This is a genomic window from Dictyobacter halimunensis (assembly GCF_036245075.1).
In genome coordinates this window covers 3,946,335-3,965,620 of the sequence record NZ_BSRI01000002.1, presented here as the reverse complement: position 1 = coordinate 3,965,620, position 19,286 = coordinate 3,946,335, and the positions used below count along the sequence as shown (strand labels likewise).

The 19,286-nt window shown below is 56.0% G+C and carries 15 protein-coding genes; 14 read left to right on the top strand and 1 reads right to left on the bottom strand.

The genetic code is table 11. From position 1 onward, the window contains the following. Positions 1 to 65: 65 nt before the first annotated feature. The 9 genes from rbfA to AABA21_RS30365 all read left to right on the top strand — a co-directional run bounded on the left by rbfA (position 66) and on the right by AABA21_RS30365 (position 8,999). A complete protein-coding gene (gene rbfA, locus AABA21_RS30405; protein ID WP_338256023.1) occupies positions 66 to 479 on the top strand; it encodes a 30S ribosome-binding factor RbfA in 414 nt (137 codons plus the stop codon). Beyond that, positions 476 to 1,534 (top strand): DHH family phosphoesterase, encoded by a 1,059-nt coding sequence (locus AABA21_RS30400; RefSeq protein WP_338256022.1) that lies wholly within the window; start codon positions 476 to 478, stop codon positions 1,532 to 1,534. Before rbfA ends, AABA21_RS30400 begins: the two co-directional genes overlap by 4 nt. 24 nt (positions 1,535 to 1,558) lie before the next feature. Beyond that, the gene (truB, locus tag AABA21_RS30395) at positions 1,559 to 2,446 is read left to right on the top strand and encodes a tRNA pseudouridine(55) synthase TruB (protein ID WP_338256021.1); all 888 of its coding nucleotides are present in this window, start codon (positions 1,559 to 1,561) and stop codon (positions 2,444 to 2,446) included. A gap of 506 nt (positions 2,447 to 2,952) precedes the next feature. Next, on the top strand, positions 2,953 to 3,915 hold the full coding sequence (locus AABA21_RS30390) for a bifunctional riboflavin kinase/FAD synthetase (RefSeq protein ID WP_338256020.1): 963 nt from the start codon (positions 2,953 to 2,955) through the stop codon (positions 3,913 to 3,915). Further along, entirely contained in the window at positions 3,912 to 4,823 is a 912-nt protein-coding gene (locus AABA21_RS30385; protein WP_338256018.1) for a DUF3662 and FHA domain-containing protein, read from the top strand. The genes AABA21_RS30390 and AABA21_RS30385 overlap by 4 nt, the downstream gene beginning before the upstream one ends. A gap of 12 nt (positions 4,824 to 4,835) precedes the next feature. Then, complete coding sequence (locus AABA21_RS30380; protein WP_338256016.1) at positions 4,836 to 5,285, top strand: FHA domain-containing protein; 450 nt, start codon at positions 4,836 to 4,838, stop codon at positions 5,283 to 5,285. A gap of 104 nt (positions 5,286 to 5,389) precedes the next feature. After that, on the top strand, positions 5,390 to 6,808 hold the full coding sequence (locus tag AABA21_RS30375) for an FtsW/RodA/SpoVE family cell cycle protein (protein WP_338256015.1): 1,419 nt from the start codon (positions 5,390 to 5,392) through the stop codon (positions 6,806 to 6,808). A gap of 230 nt (positions 6,809 to 7,038) precedes the next feature. Beyond that, the gene (locus AABA21_RS30370; RefSeq protein WP_338256014.1) at positions 7,039 to 7,635 is read left to right on the top strand and encodes a hypothetical protein; all 597 of its coding nucleotides are present in this window, start codon (positions 7,039 to 7,041) and stop codon (positions 7,633 to 7,635) included. Beyond that, a complete protein-coding gene (locus AABA21_RS30365; protein ID WP_338256011.1) occupies positions 7,632 to 8,999 on the top strand; it encodes a hypothetical protein in 1,368 nt (455 codons plus the stop codon). The genes AABA21_RS30370 and AABA21_RS30365 overlap by 4 nt, the downstream gene beginning before the upstream one ends. Here AABA21_RS30365 and AABA21_RS30360 read toward each other — a convergent pair. Beyond that, positions 8,976 to 9,371 carry a lipopolysaccharide assembly protein LapA domain-containing protein gene (locus tag AABA21_RS30360; RefSeq protein ID WP_338256009.1) on the bottom strand — a complete coding sequence of 132 codons (396 nt, stop codon included), beginning with the start codon at positions 9,369 to 9,371 and terminating at the stop codon, positions 8,976 to 8,978. The genes AABA21_RS30365 and AABA21_RS30360 overlap by 24 nt on opposite strands. 441 nt (positions 9,372 to 9,812) lie before the next feature. On the opposite strand from AABA21_RS30360, the gene iscB reads away from it, so the two are divergent. The 5 genes from iscB to zwf all read left to right on the top strand — a co-directional run bounded on the left by iscB (position 9,813) and on the right by zwf (position 19,243). After that, positions 9,813 to 11,093, top strand: coding sequence for an RNA-guided endonuclease IscB (gene iscB, locus AABA21_RS30355; RefSeq protein ID WP_338256008.1), 1,281 nt, complete (start codon positions 9,813 to 9,815; stop codon positions 11,091 to 11,093). Between the two features lie 41 nt (positions 11,094 to 11,134). Then, a complete protein-coding gene (mutS, locus tag AABA21_RS30350) occupies positions 11,135 to 13,915 on the top strand; it encodes a DNA mismatch repair protein MutS (RefSeq protein WP_338256006.1) in 2,781 nt (926 codons plus the stop codon). A gap of 120 nt (positions 13,916 to 14,035) precedes the next feature. Further along, positions 14,036 to 16,063 carry a transketolase gene (gene tkt, locus AABA21_RS30345; RefSeq protein WP_338256004.1) on the top strand — a complete coding sequence of 676 codons (2,028 nt, stop codon included), beginning with the start codon at positions 14,036 to 14,038 and terminating at the stop codon, positions 16,061 to 16,063. 39 nt (positions 16,064 to 16,102) lie between these two features. Beyond that, positions 16,103 to 17,248 (top strand): transaldolase, encoded by a 1,146-nt coding sequence (tal, locus tag AABA21_RS30340; protein WP_338256003.1) that lies wholly within the window; start codon positions 16,103 to 16,105, stop codon positions 17,246 to 17,248. A 444-nt stretch (positions 17,249 to 17,692) separates the two neighbouring features. Next, on the top strand, positions 17,693 to 19,243 hold the full coding sequence (gene zwf, locus AABA21_RS30335; protein WP_338256001.1) for a glucose-6-phosphate dehydrogenase: 1,551 nt from the start codon (positions 17,693 to 17,695) through the stop codon (positions 19,241 to 19,243). Positions 19,244 to 19,286: the final 43 nt, after the last annotated feature.

Genomic DNA, 19,286 nt, shown 5'->3' with positions numbered 1-19,286 from the left:
TTGAAGTGGTCACCCGTCTCATAAAGGGATAGGTGGCCACTTCAATGCTGTTAAGGGGAAAGAGTATGCCGAATACACATAGGCAGGAAAAATTGGGCGAGCTGATGACGGCGGACCTCAGCGAGCTGATTCGCACCCGCCTCAAAGATCCCAGAGTGGGTTTCGCCAGCATTACACGCGTCGAGGTCAGTGGCGATCTGCGTCACGCCAAAGTATTCGTCAGCGTAATGGGAACGCCCGAAGATCAGAAGGCCACCATGCAGGGTTTGAAGAATGCCAGTGGTTTCCTACGCCACGAGATGGCGTCGCGACTCACCTTGCGCTACATGCCCGAGCTATCCTTTAAACTGGACACCTCGATCGAAGAGGGCGCACGCATCCTGAGTCTGATCAACCAGGTTGAGCAAGAGGATCGTGAGAAGGCAAATACAGAGCAGAACAACGTTGGTGAACCAACCAACGTAAAAGAGGGTGAATGAACGAATCCTTTTCTCTAGATACGTCAGCGCTGGCAAAACAACTCTCACCAACCCAGGTGGAACAGGCCATACGCTTGATTGGGCGGGCACAACGCATCGCCTTGCTCGCCCACGAGCATCCCGATGGGGACTGCCTGGGCGCCATTCTTGGTTTCGCCCACATCCTGCGCCAGCAGGGTAAGGTCTGTGTGCCCGCCTGTGCCGATCCGGCCCCACACTCATTCAAGTTTTTACCGGGTGTGGAGGAGCTACAGAACAGCCTGGGTGATGAGCGCTTTGACCTGGTGATCGCGCTGGATGCCGGTGAGCTGAGCCGCTATGGCGCGCTCTACGAGCGGCACAAAGCCTTCCTGGATCAGGCGACAATCCTCAATATCGACCACCATATCAGCAGCATCGGCTGTGGACAGGTCAACATTATCGAGCCGGGCGCGGCCTCAACTACCGAATTGATCGTGCTCTTCCAGCAACAGGCCGGCCTGACACTAACAAAGGATGCGGCCGTCTGCCTGCTCACCGGCCTTATTACCGATACGGGCTCATTCCAGTATCCCAGCACCAGCGCCCGTACCATGATGGTAGGCGCCGTCCTGCTCGCAGCGGGGGCCAGTCCAGAACCGATCGTGAAACCTATTTTCCGCACCCATCCTCTGGCTCAGATGCGCTTCACGGCCGCCGCCATCAATAATATCCAGGCCTCCGCCGACGGACGCGTGATCTGGTCCTTCGCTACGGATGAGACCCTGGCGGCGACGGGAGCGACGGACGATATGGATACCAACGCCTCCGGCATGCTGCGCGACATCGAGGGTGTAGAGGTGGCCGCGTTTTTCAAAAACTATGGCGATCCGACCGTTACCCGCGTCAGCCTGCGCAGCAACGAGCCATACAACGTGGCGGCGGTCTGTATGCGCCTGGGCGGCGGCGGACATCCCCGGGCGGCGGGGGCGACTATCGCTCTCCCCATCCAGGAGGCCATTCCCCTGGTAATCGCCGAGATCGAGCGCGAGATGCGCGAAACGGATCGACTACCACACAAGGTCCTCAACCAGTAACAGAAAGCGGAGTGATAGAGCGTAGTGGACGGAATTCTGAACATCCATAAAGCCCTGCATATGACATCACACGACGTGGTGGCGAAGGTGCGCAGGCTGCTCAAGCAAAAACGTGTCGGGCACACCGGCACTCTGGACCCCGAAGCCAGCGGCGTCCTCCCGATCTGCGTCGGTCAGGGCACCCGGGTCGCGGAATACCTGAGCGAGAGCGGCAAGGCGTACCAGGCCATCATCACCTTCGGCACCGTCACCGATACTTACGATGCCGAAGGCGTCGTGCTGCGCACGGCCGATACCTCTGGGCTCACACGCGATCAGATCGAGGCCGTGCTCCCCCATTTTCTGGGAGCTCAACAACAAATGCCGCCACGCTATTCCGCCATCAAGATCCAGGGGCAGCCAGCCTACAAGCTGGCGCGAGCCGGGGAGGAGATCACGATGGAGGCGCGCAGCGTCGAAATCCAGTCCCTCACCATCCTATCCTGTGACAACCCACACCTCACGCTGTCGATCGAATGCAGCAAGGGTACCTATATCCGCTCCCTGGCCTATGACCTGGGCGAATACCTGGGCTGTGGCGCCTACCTGACCGGCCTGGTACGCACCCGCAGTGGTCCTTTCGTACTGGCCGACAGCATCACGCTAGAACAGCTCGCCGAGGCCCAGGAGCAGGGAACCCTGCAGCAACACCTCTTCCCCGCCGACTTCGCCCTCCAGAGCTATCCCGCCCTGTATCTGGACGAAGCCCAGACGCAACGCGTAACGCACGGCAACGCCTTCAACTATCCCAACGCCGTCGACGCCGAGCAGGCCAGCCTCGCACGCGTCTACGCCCACACCAACCAGTTCCTCGCCATCGCCACCTGGGACCCCACCACCCACCAATGGAAACCCAAAAAAGTCCTCCTTTAAAATAAAAAGGAAGGCCACGTATTTATTGGAGCGTGGCCGCCTGGGTACCGTGTCGCGGGGCTCCAAGCCAGGGCAAGTTCATTCTTTCCAACCTTTCTCGGGCACCAGCCGCGTGTTTATTGGAGCGTGGCCGCCTGGGTACCGGGTCACGGGGCTCCAAGCCAGGGCAAGCCTGGCACCTACGATTCATCGCCCCCTTCGGCTTTCCCTCCCAAAAGCGGGTGGTGCCGGAGGGCGGCCAGCCCTCCTGCCGGGGGTCTGGGGGTGTCCCCCAGCACTTCTTTCTCTCTCCCTCCCCGCCGCCGCAGGCGGCGAACCCCAACAAAGAAGCAGGACTGTGCTGTTTGGGGCCGCAGCAAGCGGCCCCAAACAGCACAGTCCTGCATTATCCTACTTTTATTGCGGGTATGCACCGGCTGTGGTACTATAAACGAAAGAATAACAAGGAACAGGTACCTCCAAGGCAAGGCAAAGCAAGGCAAGAATAGAAGAGGGCCTCTACAAAAATGACTGAATACCAGACAACCCTATCAGAAAACACACCAATCGCGATCACGATTGGCAATTTTGATGGCATCCACCTTGGACATCAGCGACTCTTACACGAGCTGCGCGCCATGGCGGAGAAGCTGCAGTGTACGCCAGTTATGGTCACCTTCGCGCCCCATACATTGATGGTGGTGCGCCCAAACATGAATATTTTATATCTCACGACCCTGGAAGAAAAACTCTCCCTGGCCCGTGAATATGGCAAGGTGGCGGACTCGATCATCGTGCACTTTACGCCCGAGGTGGCGGCGCTCTCGGCCCAGGATTTCATGGACAACCTGTGCAGCCGTTTTACTATACGAGGACTGATCGTTGGCGCGGACTTTAGCCTGGGTCATAAGCGCATGGGCAATGTCGAGTTCCTTGAACAATATGGTCAGGAGCACGGTATAGAAGTACGTGCATTAAGCCTGGAGACAGATAGCCAGGCGCGCATCAGCAGTACCCGTATCAGGAATTTAGTCAGTGAGGGTCAGATCGCCGAGGCGAACGTGTTGCTGGGTCACCCATTAGTACTTGGGGGCATAGTCGTGCATGGAGACGAGCGCGGCAGGCTACTGGGCTTCCCGACCGCCAATATTCGTCCAGAAAAACACAAACTTCTTCCCCCCAACGGCGTATATGCAGTAGGAGTTACAGTTTACGACAACGCCAGCGGTGACTCAGTAGAAGCTTCTACCGTCTATAATGGTGTGATAAATATTGGTATTCGTCCTACGTTTAATGGAAAAGAACGCCTTGTAGAAGTACATCTGCTAGATGTAACAATGGATCTCTACGATAAGTATCTGCGCGTCGAATTCATTGAACGCCTACGCGGAGAACAACGCTTTTCAGGAATTGATGCTTTGAAAAACCAGATTTCTATGGATGTGCAACAAACACGGCAGATTTTAGCAAGCAGGAGGGTGAGCCATTGAACGCTCGCCAGAACCCATTAGCAAAATTAGAAGCATTTATGCAGCGAGTTATTGAGAGTCCCTTCAATCGGCTCTTCCCATCCAAGATGGAGCCGATCGAGATCACACGCAAATTAGAGCGCGCGATGGACGACAATACGATGCTGCAAGGTGAGGGGCGGCGCCTGTCGCCGAATGTATATGATGTCTATCTAAGCATGAAAGATCATCAGCAGATAGCACCGGGCCAGAACGCGCTCACTCGCGACTGGCAGAATCACCTGGTGGAGTTCGCCAGGCGCAGACACTATACCTTAAAGACGGTGCCGATCATCCGTCTGCACTCTGATACCTCTTTGCGCCCGGGTATGATACGCATCGACACGGAACAGGCCGACCAGGCGAATGGCCTGGGAGCGACCCAGGCGCTCAGCCCCGAACAATTAGCCCAGATACGCGACCAACTCGCGCAAGGACAGATGTTACCCGGCATCGATGGCGTGGGCAGTGGGGCCAACCATGGTGTACAAGGTAGAGGGTCTGGAGCCGGCCACCAGGGCTATGCCTATCAAGGCAATTCAGGAGGGCTTGCCCCCACCGTCCCACCTACCCCTCCCCAGGCGCCGCCTATGCCGCAGGCCTGGCTCACGATCCGTCTGCCGCAGGCAGGTCAGCAGACCTATCGCATCGAGAAGCCGCTGGTCAATATCGGCCGTCAACTCAGCAATGATATCATTGTTGAGGACAAGCGCGTCTCTCGCTATCATGCACAAATTAAATATCAACCGGATGGGCATTTTGCCATCTTTGATCTTGGCAGTACAAATGGAATTACAATCAATAATACGCCACATATGCGCCAACATATTCTGCGCAATGGTGATCAGTTCACCATAGGCAGCTATGATTTTTACTTCGAGAGAAGGTGAGATCTTCGCCCTATGCAACTACCAGTATTCTTACTCATATTGCGTCTCCTGTTTATCGTCCTGCTCTATCTTTTCTTGATGCAGGTGGTGATCGCGATTACCCGCGATCTACGCAAAACGGCCGCCATGGGGGACATCCCCGATGGGGGGCGACAGGCCGTCCTTGGCCACCTGATCGTGGTAGATAGCGGCCCCAGTACGGTAGTACAGCCGGGGATGCGTTTTGACCTGGATCAGAATACCACCATCGGGCGTGGTCCAACTAATACGATTCAAATTTCTGATAACTTTATCTCGTCGGAGCATTCGCGACTGTGGTTCCGCAATGGCGTATGGTATATCCAGGATGCCGGCAGCGTCAACGGCACGTATGTCAATAGTCAGCCAGCTCGCGAAGCTGTACCCGCGCGCCCCGGTGATATCGTGCGCGTCGGCTATATCCAGTTCAAGCTCACGCAATAATTAATTCAACTACAGGCAACCGCTCTGGTTGCCTTCCCTTAATTGATCCGACTTCTTTATTAAGCACCGACTCCTGCTTCTAGTTATTGAGAGGTTTTTTATACATGGCACAAATGGCTCAACAAACATCAGGAGTGCTCCGACGCTACCGCTGGAAAGAGCTGGGACTGCTGGTCCTTCCAGGGTTGATCCTGCTGCTCTTGATGTCGCAACTGCTCATCATCAGATCCAGCAACGACACCACTACGGTCAATAACCTGCGCAACTTTCCCATTCTGGATGGCCTGATCCCTATCCTGGGTTTTATCGCCGCCGTTCTGGTCGCACATATCATCCTGAATATTTTCTTTCGCAAAGCTGATCAGGTCCTGCTCCCCCTGGTAGCCCTGCTGAGTGGACTGGGTGTAGTCATGATGACCAGGTTGGGGCCTGATATTCCCCCTAAAGTAGGGCCAATTCCTGATCTGGGCTCGAAACAATTATTATGGGTCTTGCTTGGACTGGTAATTTGTCTGGGTACCATGTTTATTCTGCGCAACATCACCTGGCTATCACGCTATAAATATACATGGCTCCTCTTCTGCTTCGCGGTGCTCTTGCCTAGTGTTATCCAGGGTATTACCACCTTCAAAAGTGGCGCTCCTAGTCGTGACGTACTCGGTTTTGGGCCATTGAAGCTACAGCCATCCGAATTCTTGAAAATCGGTGTGGCGATCTTCTTTGCGGGCTACCTCAACGATAACCGCGATATTCTAGCGGAAGGTCACTACCGGGTGGGACCGCTACGCTTACCGCCGCTCAGGCAGCTAGGTCCAATGCTCTTCATGCTTGGCATTGGACTGCTCAGCTTCCTCGTCGTACGCGAGCTCGGTCTGGCAATGCTGGTCTATAGCCTTTTCTTATGCATGACCTATGTGGCCACAGGCAAAAAATCATATGTGTTGGTCAGTTTACTGGCCTTCGTTCTCCTGGCTTCAATCGGCTATGCCCTCCTACCCTATGTGCAGAACCGTTTCGCGACCGTCGCTTTCAATCCGGCAGACTGGACCCATCTGACACCAAAGGAAGACGCGTTCGCAACGAATCAAGGCCTGCAAGTTTATCAGGGGCTCATAAATGTCTCCAGTGGTGGCATTCTTGGCTCAGGATTAGGGCTAGGCTATCCTGTGAGAACGCCGGTTATCGACTCGGACATGGCCTTTACCGCCTACGCCGAGGAGTTTGGCCTGGTGGGGCTCTTTGCGATTATCGGCATCTACCTGCTGATCGTGCACCGTGGATTCCGCATCGCGGCCGAGGCAAACGATACCTTCAGCAAGTTGCTGGCCACCGGACTGACCTCAATCTTTGCCCTGCAGACCCTGATCATTACCGCTGGAGACCTCAAGCTGCTACCGCTGACCGGTATTCCGCTGCCCTACCTGAGCAATGGTGGTAACGCTATCCTGGCTAACTTCATCATCGTCGGCATCCTATTGCGCATCTCCCACAACACCGCGGTAGAACGCGAAGGACCATACTAAACCCTACACATAAGCGGCCCCTGCCTCGACCGAGGCAGGGGCCGCTTATGTGTAGATCCAGAACTCCTGATGATTGCTGCCACCTCCATAGCCTGGCATAATCGTTGCGGGACAACGTGCCAGCCTGAGTGACATCGCCGGTACACAGCGGCCATTGCTTGTCTACACTTTGGGCGCATGCTATACTGCCCATGATATAGTCTTTGTAGCATCCGCAGAGGAACAATGGAATGGGTCAATATAGGGAATGGCTATTCTATCGTGAAATTGATCAACAGCTCACCGCTCAGATCCAGGCATCTGAGCAAGAACTTGCGCACGTCCAGATGGAGATAGAGCACCTGGAACGGGATACACGCTATGCAGACAACATCATTATCCAGGCACTGATCGGCCTGCAACAGGCCCAGCAGATTCATAGTCAGGGAGCAGCGGCTGAGGCCGCCGCTGTGGGTCAGCGAGCCTCCTCACCGGCTCTTTTCGCCTGGAACCAGTTGCCCCAGCTGGATAACCGGGATGCGCAACCCGTGGATGACAACGTGACCCTCCCACGTCCATTACCGGCTCCCACTGGCTCTGACAGCAGTCTAACCCCCACCAGTAGCAGTGGCTTTATGGATGCCAATAGCCTGACAGATCCACAGTTAAAGGTCCCGTGGTGGCTACGCAATGCCCACGCGCATAAAGAGATCCCAACGGGCGCCCCGGGCACCAGTCCCGTCGATCAACAAAGCACCCGTACTAATCAGCTTGTCGAGCGCTGGTTTGAACGCTGGGGGGAGCGCACCAGAGATTCCGCACCGAAACAGGAGGGGCAGGGCGAATGAAAGAGGACGAGAGCCAGCATGGCGCACATATTCAACAGGCGGAGATAGACAAGCTCTTTTCGCAACTCACAGCCGCGGAAGTCGATGATTTCTACCAGGCCTATCAGCTCTGGCGCCATCGCCAGCGGGTCACACAGATCAAGCAAGGGCTCCAGGCGTTACACGAGAAGCAGGCGCAAAACACCGCTCGCATGCAGCTGATCGCGCCATCGGCCATCGCGCTTTCGGCCATCGCCCAGTTGCGCTTTCACGGGGTTGATGACGTTGACCTGCTCGACCGCATGCTCGATCGCGGTGAAGAATGGCTCGACAACACCATGCAACTCCTCGCGCGCTGTGAGGCCCTCAATGTCATTCGAGGAAACTATGCCCAGTGGTGCGAACATGCCCTGGAAGGCGCGTACGAATGGATGTGGTCCATGAACGATGCCAGCCTGAGCACATATTTTGATGTCGAGCAGCCAGCAGCCCCGCAGTCTCAGGAGACCACATCGGCCGCCAGCGACAGCGCGGACGTCACCGAGGCGCAACTCCTGCAAAAGTTGATGAGCGAGGAGGGCGAGGAGAAAAGCCCGGCTCGACCGCGGGCCAGAATCACCCAACCACTGCCGATGATCAGTCCAGACGAGGTGCTAACACAATCCGAAGCCTTAATGCCGCTCCATCCTGGCATGGCCGGCGAAGCGGATCAGGATGAAGAAGCCGCCACATCTGGCACCGGTGATCCTCAACAGAATGTCGTTCCCACAGATACACATGAGTCCTTGCGGAACGAACCAACAACTGACGCGGTAGAAATTGACCAGCCCATACCAGGCGAGGCGGAAAACGCTCATACCCCGCCATCCGGATCAGGCCAGGAACCGGCTGAAGCCGAAGAGGCACAGGCAGCGCCAGAGGAGCAAAAACAGACAGCGGCGCAGGAACAGACAGCGGAAGCTCCAATTTCAGCACAGAATCTGCTGGAGGAGCAGCTACCAGATGAGGAGCCACAAGAACAGGTAGAAACAGAGGAAGAAACATTTCCAGAGAAGGAGTCGCAGGGGCAATTCGAAGAAGAGGAGGAGTCCCTTCCAGACGAGGAAGCAGCAGAACAGGTTGAGATGATGGAGCAACAGCCTATCGCGGTAGAGCAGCCCATCTCAGCAGAAGAGACGGTCCAGCAGGGACAGTGGCCCTATGTCTATCAAGAGGCACAGAATGGACAGTCAACGGCACAACCAGCCGCAGCGGAGGAAACACAGCACGATCATCAGCCAGAGCCGGAGCAAACAGCGGAGAACAGCAGAAAGCCTCACGCCACCACAGACGGCAAACCGCGAGGCTTACTCAAACGCTCCCTAGGTCGATTCCTGAGACGGTAGACGATCCTGAGGAGTAATGCCGGTGGGCATTGGCATGGCCTGACCAGGCATAACATCTGGATTGCTGGTAGCAGGAGAGATTCCCGGCATGGATACGGGCCGCCTGGCAGCCAGCAGTTGCTCCTGAAGTTCAGCGACATTCCGTTGCAACTTTTTAATCTTGCGCCTATCCGACCACGCTGATACCAGAGAAACCAGGTAGAGCAGCAACGCGCCCAGAAAGAAAGCCAGCAAGATCCACATGCCAATGGGAAGGTCAGGTGACTGCCACGAAAACAGCACGATATGCACCTGGGTGGTAAAATTCAAGATAGTCAGTACTGCCAGTCCCCCGCATACCAATAAGAATAGTAACAGTATGAGGTAGAACATCACGACCTCCTTTATAATGGTGCCGTCAATACAAATACAAAAATAATACAGGTGTCCAGCAGCACTTTCACCGATACGGATTCAATTGCTGGACTTACTGATAATACGGATCATCTGTTACATAATATACAGTACAAATAAAGGGGCGCTTCCACCCCATTTCCTTCTCATTGCCGTCGGGCAAATTGACGGCATGCGGCAATAGGCATATAGTTCCTAAAATCGAGCGAATCATTGATGCGTGCGGTCATGGAGCTACCAGCGGGTCACTGCTTGGGCAGACAGCAGTTCAAGAAGAGCATCACACCCTGGAGTGTTGTTCCAGCTTCAGGCTCTGTGGGAAGTGATTAAGGGTAGGCGAAAGCCGAAGGTGTCGCTTCTGCAAAAACCTTCTTGAACAGCCGCGAGGAGCATCTCACTCTGAAAGGAGAGCTTACAGCTATGACGTCTTTACTTGTCTACGTCGTCAACCAGAATGGAGCATGCTTGATGCCCTGCAAGCCAGCCAAGGCCCGCAAACTCCTGCGGGACCAGCGGGCCAGGGTCATCAAGCAGTGCCCGTTCACCATTCAACTGCTCTGGGACTGTGAAGAGTATATCCAGCAGGTCACAGTCGGCATCGACAAGGGCAGCCATGTCACTGGCTTGTCCTGCGTTGGCAATGGGCAGGTGCTCTTGTCAGGGGAAATCCACCATCGCCTCGATGTCACAGACAAAATGGATGCCAGACGAACGCATCGTCGCAGTCGACGGAACCGCATCTGGCACCGGCCACCGCGCTGGCGCAATCGAGCCGCAAGCAAACGGAGCGGGCGCATCCCCCCGACGATCAAAACCAACGTGGAGGAAGTGATCCGCGTGGTGAGAATGCTTCCGCTCCCCATCAGCGCCATCATCGTTGAGGATGTGCAGGTGGATATCGCTCGGCTCAACAACCCGCACCTACAGGGGAGTCAATATCAAGATCCGACCCGGCTCGATGAGAATCTGCGCATCGCCTGCCTGATGCGCGATGGGTACCAGTGCCAATCCTGCCGCAAGAAACAGGTTCGCCTGCAAGCCCATCATGTGCAGTATCGTGCGCATGGCGGCAAGGATACGCTTTCCAACCTGTTGACCCTGTGTGAGCACTGCCATCACAAGCTGCATCAAGGGAAGCTCAAGCTTCACGTGACCGGGGTGAGTGGGCATCTCGACCGGATTGCGCAGCGGACCATGCAAGGCAAGAGCTATCTATATGCGATGCTTGGGGCGAGCACACGGCTCGCGACGCTCTTTGGCTACCAGACGGCCACCTGGCGCAAGGCCCAGCAGCTTCCCAAAGCGCATGATGCGGATGCCCTCTGCCTGGCCACCTACACGACTGGCGAACGGGTCCCCTATCAGCGAGCGCGCTTTTTCATCATTTCCTTCCGACCGCGCCAGACCCGTCGGAGGTTTCTGGATGTGGCGCAAAAGGGCAAAGGCCGTGTTCGCTATCAAGTCAACGACCAACTCGATGGCTTTCGCAAGGGGGACATCGTGCGTGTGAAAGACCGCTATGTGAAGCAGATCAACTCGATCTATTCCACAGGATATCTCGCCTTCCCCCGCGTGAAGGGTGAGCCAGCCAATGCTCGGCCCAAAGATTGCCGTCTGCTGGAGCGAGGACGCACCATGCTGTGGGAGCGAAAAATAGGCAAAGATCGTCAAGAAACAGCGAGGATTTGCCATGGCTCCTAAAAACGTTTATGATACTTGGGTGAAGTATTAGGAGAGTTAACGTGTTATTTGAAGATTATGAGAAAGCCAACCCGGCCCACAGCCCGGTGCGCACACAATACCTGAATATCAAGCAGCAAAATCCTGACGCGATCCTTTTCTTTCGCATGGGTGATTTTTATGAGATGTTCGATGATGACGCGGAGATCGTGGCACGGGAACTTGAGATCGCCCTGACGCGCCGTGACTTCGGCCGCGGCGAACGCTCCCCCATGGCGGGCATCCCCCATCACGCCGCTGATGGTTATATCGCCCGGCTGGTTGGTAAAGGATATCGCGTGGCGATCTGTGAACAGACGAGCGACCCAGCTTTGTCCAAGGGATTGGTGGACCGCGAGGTGGTACGCATCGTTACTCCCGGTACCGTGATCGATCCGGCCATGCTGGCCGCCAAGCGCAATAACTTTCTGGCGTCTGTTATCGTGGGGCGCGACGCGGTCGGCATCGCCTACGTTGATATCACCACAGGCGAGTTCGCGGTCACACAGTTTAGCTCCAGCGAGCCGGACCTGGCGGCCCAGCAGGAGATCGCCCGCGTGGGTCCGGCGGAGGTGCTGGTCGAGGCCAATTTTAATCGTCTGGGACAGCGCAAGCGCCGCTGGCTGGCCGCCGTCATGAATGAAAAGCAGGTGACCAAAGTGGGCAGCAACGGCAATCCTAATGCCAACATTCCCGATATCGAGGATGATGAAGAGGACGATGTAGCCCCGCTGGCAAAATTGCTGGACGGCGTGGCCGGGCACGTTACCCCCTACGATACCCGTTATTTCAGCGAAGATGATGCCCGCCATCGTCTGCTGCGACAGTTTGACGTGGCCTCCCTGGAAGGCTTTGGCTGCGCGCACCTGCCGCTGGCGATCCGGGCCGCCGGCGCCATCCTGGCCTATGTACAGGAGACCCAGAAGGGACTCCTGCAGCAGCTCAACGGGCTGGAGACCTACTTTACTGATGGCTTTATGACCCTCGATCCCTATACAAGGCGCAACCTGGAGCTCTTCGAAACCGGGCGCGGCGGCTCGGTCAAAGGTTCATTGCTCTGGGTGCTCGATCGCACGCGTACCCCGATGGGTGGACGCCTGCTGCGACGCTGGATCGGTCAGCCGCTGCTGGACATCACCATCCTCAACAAACGGCAGGAGGCCATCGGCGAACTGCTGGGCGATACCCTGTTGCAGGCCAGGCTAGCCGAGGGGCTCAAGAAAGCCGGCGACATTGAACGCCTGATTAACCGTGTCAAGCAGCGCATCGCCTCTCCCCGAGACCTGGTGGCGCTGGCCGCCGGTCTGCGCGCCGCCTCTGATGTGCGCAACTGCCTCACGCAAGAAGAGAGCGCCAGCAAGCCCGCGCTGAACCGCATCATTGAACACCTGGCGGACAACGCCGATATCATTGAGCTCATCGAGCGCGCCATCGTCGAAGAGCCACCCCTGAGCATCACTGAAGGCGGCATCATGCGGCACGGCTTCAGCGCCGAACTCGACCAGCTACGCGACGCGTCACAAAATGGCCGCAAATGGATCTCAGATCTGGAGCAGCGCGAGCGCAAGAGGACCGGCATCAACAACCTCAAGGTTGGCTTCAACAAAGCGACCGGCTACTTCATCGAAGTCACCACCTCCAACCTCAACCGCGTCCCGCAGGAATATATTCGCAGACAGACACTTACCAATTCCGAGCGCTACATTACCCCGGACCTCAAAGAATACGAAACCCTGATCCTGAACTCGCAGGAACGCGTCAATAAGATGGAGAATGAGTTCTTCGTACAGCTGAGGACGGATATCGCTGAACACGCGGCCGAGCGCATCCTGGACACCGCCCACGCACTGGCCGAGATCGACGTCTACCAGAGCCTGGCCGAAGTAGCGGCCCGGCACAGCTATTGTCAACCGGTATTAAACGAAGAGGACGCCATCCACATCGTCGCCGGCCGGCATCCGGTGGTGGAGCAGGCCCAGGCGGACACGCCGTTTATCCCCAATGACGCCAACCTCTCCAACCACGAGGCCCAGATCAGCATCATCACGGGTCCTAATATGGCCGGTAAATCAACCTACCTGCGTCAGGTGGCGCTGATTACTCTGATGGCCCAGATCGGCAGCTATGTTCCGGCAGAGGCCGCCACGATCGGGATCGTTGATCGCATATTTACACGCATCGGCGCGCAGGACGACCTGGCGACGGGTCAGAGTACCTTCATGGTTGAAATGGTGGAGACCGCCAACATCCTGCACCACGCCACACCGCGCAGCCTGATCATCCTGGATGAGATCGGGCGCGGCACCAGTACCTATGACGGACTGGCCATCGCGCGCGCCGTGGTCGAGTATCTGCATAACAACAGGCGTAGCGGGGCTCGTACCCTCTTCGCCACCCACTACCACGAACTGGTCGAGGTCGCCCAGCTCTTGCCACGCATCAAATGCCTGAACGTCGCCGTCACCGAGGAGGCCGGGCAGGTCATCTTTTTACGTAAGATCGTACCTGGCGGGGCCGATAGAAGCTACGGCATCCACGTAGCCCAGCTCGCCGGGATTCCTCGACCGGTCATCCACCGGGCCGAGGAGATTCTGGAGGAATTAGAGCGTAAAGGAGATGCCAAACATCGGCGCAAAGCTATGCGCGACATGACGATGCCGGTGGCCTGGCAGATGACATTGCTGGAACCGGAAACCCATCCCCTGGTTGAAGAGATCAAGGGACTGGCCATTGACGAACTGACGCCGATCGAGGCCATCAGCAAACTCTACGAATTGCAGCAGAAGGCCAGGCGAGATTCCTAGCTTTTTGCGCATTCGGACATATTTTCCGCGCACAATCCCAACATCTAACCATCAAAATGTGGTATCATAAGAATGGTTAGTGTACTGTGTACAATAATAAAATCCAATTTGGGAGGATAAATGACAACCCAATCATCGACATCTATTAAAGAAGACAATCAAGCATTAGAACAACTCTGCATTAACACCATTCGCACACTAGCCATGGACGGCGTACAGAAAGCAAATTCCGGGCACCCCGGCACCCCAATGGCGCTGGCCCCTTTAGCATACTTACTTTATACACGCCACATGCGCCACAACCCGAAGAATCCACACTGGGTGAACCGCGACCGCTTCGTATTATCAGCTGGACATGCATCAATGCTGCAGTACAGTCTGCTGTATCTGACCGGCTACGATCTTTCACTGGACGAGCTGAAGAACTTCCGCCAGTGGGGCAGTAAGACCCCGGGCCATCCCGAGTATGGTCACACCGCTGGCATCGAGACCACCACAGGCCCGCTGGGCCAGGGTATCGGTAACGCCGTTGGCATGGCTATCGCGGAGCGCTTCCAGGCCAGCCGCTTCAACCGTCCTGGTCACGAAGTCATCGACCACTACATTTATGGCATCGCCGGTGACGGCGACATGCAGGAGGGCATCTCCTCTGAAGCCGCTTCCCTGGCCGGCACCCTCAAACTGGGCAGGCTGATCTTCTTCTATGACGACAACAACATCACCATCGAAGGAGATACCAGCATCGCGTTCACCGAGAATGTTGGTGCTCGCTTTGAGAGTTACGGCTGGCATGTTCAGCGCGTCGCGGACATCAACGACCTGCAGGCCCTCAACCAGTCCATCGAAGTAGCTAAAGCTGAGAGCGACCGCCCCTCGCTGATCGTGGTTAAATCCAAGATCGGCTATGGCAGTCCCCACAAGCAGGGGAGCCACGATGCCCACGGCGCGCCATTGGGCGCCGAGGAAGTCCTACTGACCAAACGCAACCTGGGCTGGCCATCGGAAGAGCCCTTCTTCGTCCCCGAGGAGTCCCTGAACTACTTCCGGCAGGCCGTTGAGCGCGGCGCGGAGTACGAGCAGGCCTGGCAGAAAGAATACGACGCCTATCGCGCCGAGTTCCCCGAGCTGGCCGCCGAGTGGGAGCGGGAGTTGAGTGGTAAGCTGGCAGAGGGCTGGGATAAAGATATTCCCGACTTCCCGGCTGGTGAAGCGGTCGCGACCCGCGTTGCTGGCGGTAAAACCCTCAACGCTATCGCCCCCAATCTGCCAAACCTGATCGGTGGTTCCGCCGACCTGGCTCCTTCGAACAACACCAACATGAAGGGCCTGGGAGATTTCAGCGCCAGCGAGTCCGGTCGCAACATGCACTTTGGCATTCGCGAGCACGCCATGGGCAGCATCCTCAACGGGATGTCCCTCTACGGTGGCCTGATCCCCTTCGGCGCGACCTTCTTGATCTTCTCGGACTACATGCGCCCGCCGATCCGCCTGGCTTCTCTAATGGGTCTCAAGACCATTTATGTCTTCACCCATGACAGCATCGGCGTCGGTGAGGATGGTCCCACCCACGAGCCGGTTGAACAGCTGGCCGCCCTGCGCTCGATCCCGGGCGTTACCGTGATTCGTCCCGGCGATGCCAACGAGACAGCCGAGGCTTGGCGTGTCGCCATCACCCATCACGGTCCGGTCGCCCTGGCGCTAACCCGTCAGAATCTGCCAACGCTCGACCGCAGCGAATATCCCGCCGCAAGTAACCTTGCGAAGGGCGCATACGTGCTAGTGGATAGCGAAGGAACACCAGATCTCATTCTGATGGCCAGTGGTTCCGAGGTTTCACTGGCACTGGATGCCGCCAAACAATTGCGTCAGGATGGCGTTGCTGTCCGTGTAATAAGTATGCCCAGCTGGGAACTGTTTGAAGAGCAGAGCGCGGAATACAAGGCAGCGGTCTTGCCAGGAAACGTTCGCACCCGTATAGCAATTGAAGCTGGCCGCACGCAGGGCTGGGAGCGCTATGTTGGTCTGGATGGCGACATCATTGCACTGGACCACTTTGGGGCTTCCGCTCCGGCCAAAATCCTCTTCAAGGAATTTGGCTTCTCAGTAGAGAATGTCGTCGCGAGAGCAAAAGCTCTATTGAAAAAATAAAGAAGAAACGTTCAATAAGGAAAAGGAAGGTACAATACCATGGCAAATCCTTTAACACAATTGCAATCACAGGGTCAGAGTGTCTGGTATGACAATATCGATCGCTCTCAGCTGACTTCGGGACAGTTTCAGAAAATGCTGGCTGAGGATGGCGTTGTTGGCGTAACCGCCAACCCGACCATCTTTGAGAAGTCCATCAGCTCGGGGCATGCCTATGATGATCAGATCAGCCAGTTGATCAAAGAGGGCAAGAGTACCAATGAGATCTATGAGGCTGTTGTAATCAAGGATATTCGCACCGTAGCCGACCTGCTGCGCCCGATCTACGATCGCACCCATGGCCTGGACGGTTATGTCAGCCTGGAGGTCTCTCCTGAGCTGGCCAACGATACCGAGGGCACCATCGCAGAGGCCAAGCGCTTCTGGGGTATGGTGGAGCGTCCAAATCTGATGATCAAGATTCCAGCCACCCCGGCGGGCATCCCGGCCATCTACGAGACGCTGCGCAACGGCATCAATGTCAACGTCACCCTGATCTTTTCACTGGAGTCCTATCGCGACGTTGCCGACGCCTATATCCGTGCCCTTGAGGATCGCAAAGGTCGCAACGAGGACATCAGCAAGCTTGCCTCGGTGGCCAGCTTCTTCGTCAGCCGCGTAGATACCCTGGTTGACAAGATGCTCGAAGACAAGGTCAAGGCGAGCAGCGATAGCGCCGAGAAAGAGGAGTTGAAGTCACTGGAAGGAAAAGCCGCGATCGCCAATGCGCGTGTCGTATACCAGGACTTCAAGCGCATCTTCTACTCCCCACGCTTCGATTCCCTCAAGGAGGCTGGTGCCCATGTGCAGCGTCCGCTGTGGGCCAGTACCAGCACCAAGAATCCTGCCTACCGCGACGTGCTGTACGCCGAGGAACTGGTTGGACCGGATACCGTCGACACCATGCCGTTGGAGACCATCGAAAACTTCCGCGACCATGGCCAGGTGCGCCACAGCATTGAGGATGATATTCCCGGCTCCAAGGCTGTCCTGGATGCCCTGGAGAAAAAGGGCGTCCACTACGCGCAGGTCACCCAGCAGCTGCAGGATGAGGGCGTACAGAAGTTCGCCGACTCCTTCCATCAGCTGTTCAAAGGGATCGATGGCAAGAAAAATGCTATCAAAGAATCCCAGATGGCCGACTAGCCCGGTGCGTTTCGATAGTTGTTGTAACGTTTAGACAACGCCATCATATCTCCATCCCGATTACGCGGAAAACGTAGCGGGATGGAGATATTCCTGAGCGTTCCAAATAAGCAACAGAATATTCAGCTAGACCTGGCTCCGCAACAAAACGTCAATGGATCGTGGTAGGATATAGGTATCGAGTCGTATAAATACAGTCTTATTACGCCAATTCAACGTATCGTTGACGTTGACAAGATTGCAGGGGTAATCGCATGATAAAATAAGGATGGATGTGTAAGAATAACGCAGCTCCAACGTGAATATGGTATCATGCAAACCGATGGTAGAGGCTTTGCGACCCGTGATGGGTAGCCTTACCCTCACAAAAATAGACAATAGTCATCACACCTTTAAAAACATGTCATTAGTTGTAAGAAACTAAAAGTCATTAGGAGATTTCACATGCCTCAGCGTAGCGTCGTCGAGGCGCCTAATCCTTTTCGTGAAGGATTACGCATTAAAGAGAGCCTTGAACCCTGTGTTATGGTCATCTTCGGTGCAACGGGCGACCTGACACACCGAAAATTGCTTCCCGCCCTCTATAATCTGGCGCTAGAGCATCCATTACCAGCGGGCTTCTCAGTCGTTGCGTTCGCACGACGGCCTTATACAGACGAAACATTCCGCCAGCAGGCCCTCGAGTCTATTAATCAGTATTCTCGCCAGAAGCCGGTCAATCCCCAGGTGTGGGATAGCTTTGCATCTGGCATTCATTACTTGCAGTCAAACTTTCATGATCCAGAGGGTTACACAAAACTTAATCAGCTCTTGAACAAGCTCGATCAGGAGCGTGGCACCAGCGGGAACCGTATCTTCTACCTGTCCACACCACCCAGCCAGTATCCTGAGATCATTCAAAATCTGGGCGCGGCAGGCCTGAACCGCAACCGTAAGGGTTGGACGCGTATCATTGTTGAAAAGCCATTTGGACACGATCTGGGCACGGCACGTGAGCTGAACCGCCAGATCGGTAGGGTCTTTAAAGAAGAGCAGATCTATCGTATCGACCACTATCTGGGTAAAGAGACCGTACAGAACATCCTGGTCTTCCGCCTGGCCAACGGCATCTTCGAGCCAGTCTGGAACCGCCGTTATGTTGATCATGTTCAAATTACGGTGGCGGAGAATCTGGGCCTGGAAGGGCGCGCGGGCTACTACGAGGAATCGGGCGCCATTCGCGATATGATCCAGAACCACATGCTGCAGTTGCTGACACTGGTCGCGATGGAACCACCAATTGCCTTCGACGGCAATTCTGTGCGCGACGAAAAGGTAAAGGTACTGCACGCCCTGCAACCATTGGTAGGACGTGACGTACAGAGCAACACGATTCGCGCCCAGTATGGTCCGGGCTGGGTTGGTGGCAAACAGGTGCCTGGTTATCTGCAGGAACAGGGGGTCTCACCCACATCAACCACGGAGACCTATGTTGCGCTAAAAACGTTTATTGACAACTGGCGTTGGGCCGGGGTACCATTTTACTTACGCACCGGCAAACATTTGCCGAAGCGTGTGAGTGAAATCGCTATCCAGTTCAAGCAGCCGCCACTCATGCTGTTCAAGGATCATGACACGCAAGGACAGGTGGAACCCAACGTCCTTACGCTGCGCATCCAACCAGATGAGGGCATTTCGCTCAAATTTGGCGCCAAAGTTCCGGGCACAGATATGCAGATTCGATCGGTCAACATGGACTTTTTCTATGGTTCATCCTTCGTCCGTGAACAGCCAGAGGCTTACGAGCGCCTCTTGCTCGACTCGATGCATGGCGACTCAACGCTCTTCACGCGTCGCGACGAAGTAGAGGCCGCCTGGTCGTTTGTGCAGAACATTCTCGATGAATGGCAGAGCGCGCCACGCGACACGGTTCATACGTATGAATCCGGTTCGTGGGGTCCGCAGGCCGCCGACGAGTTCATCTGGCGCGATGGTCGCCGCTGGCGCCGTCCATAAGAGCGAGAGTGAGAGCAAGCAAAGAACAGAGATAGCACAATGT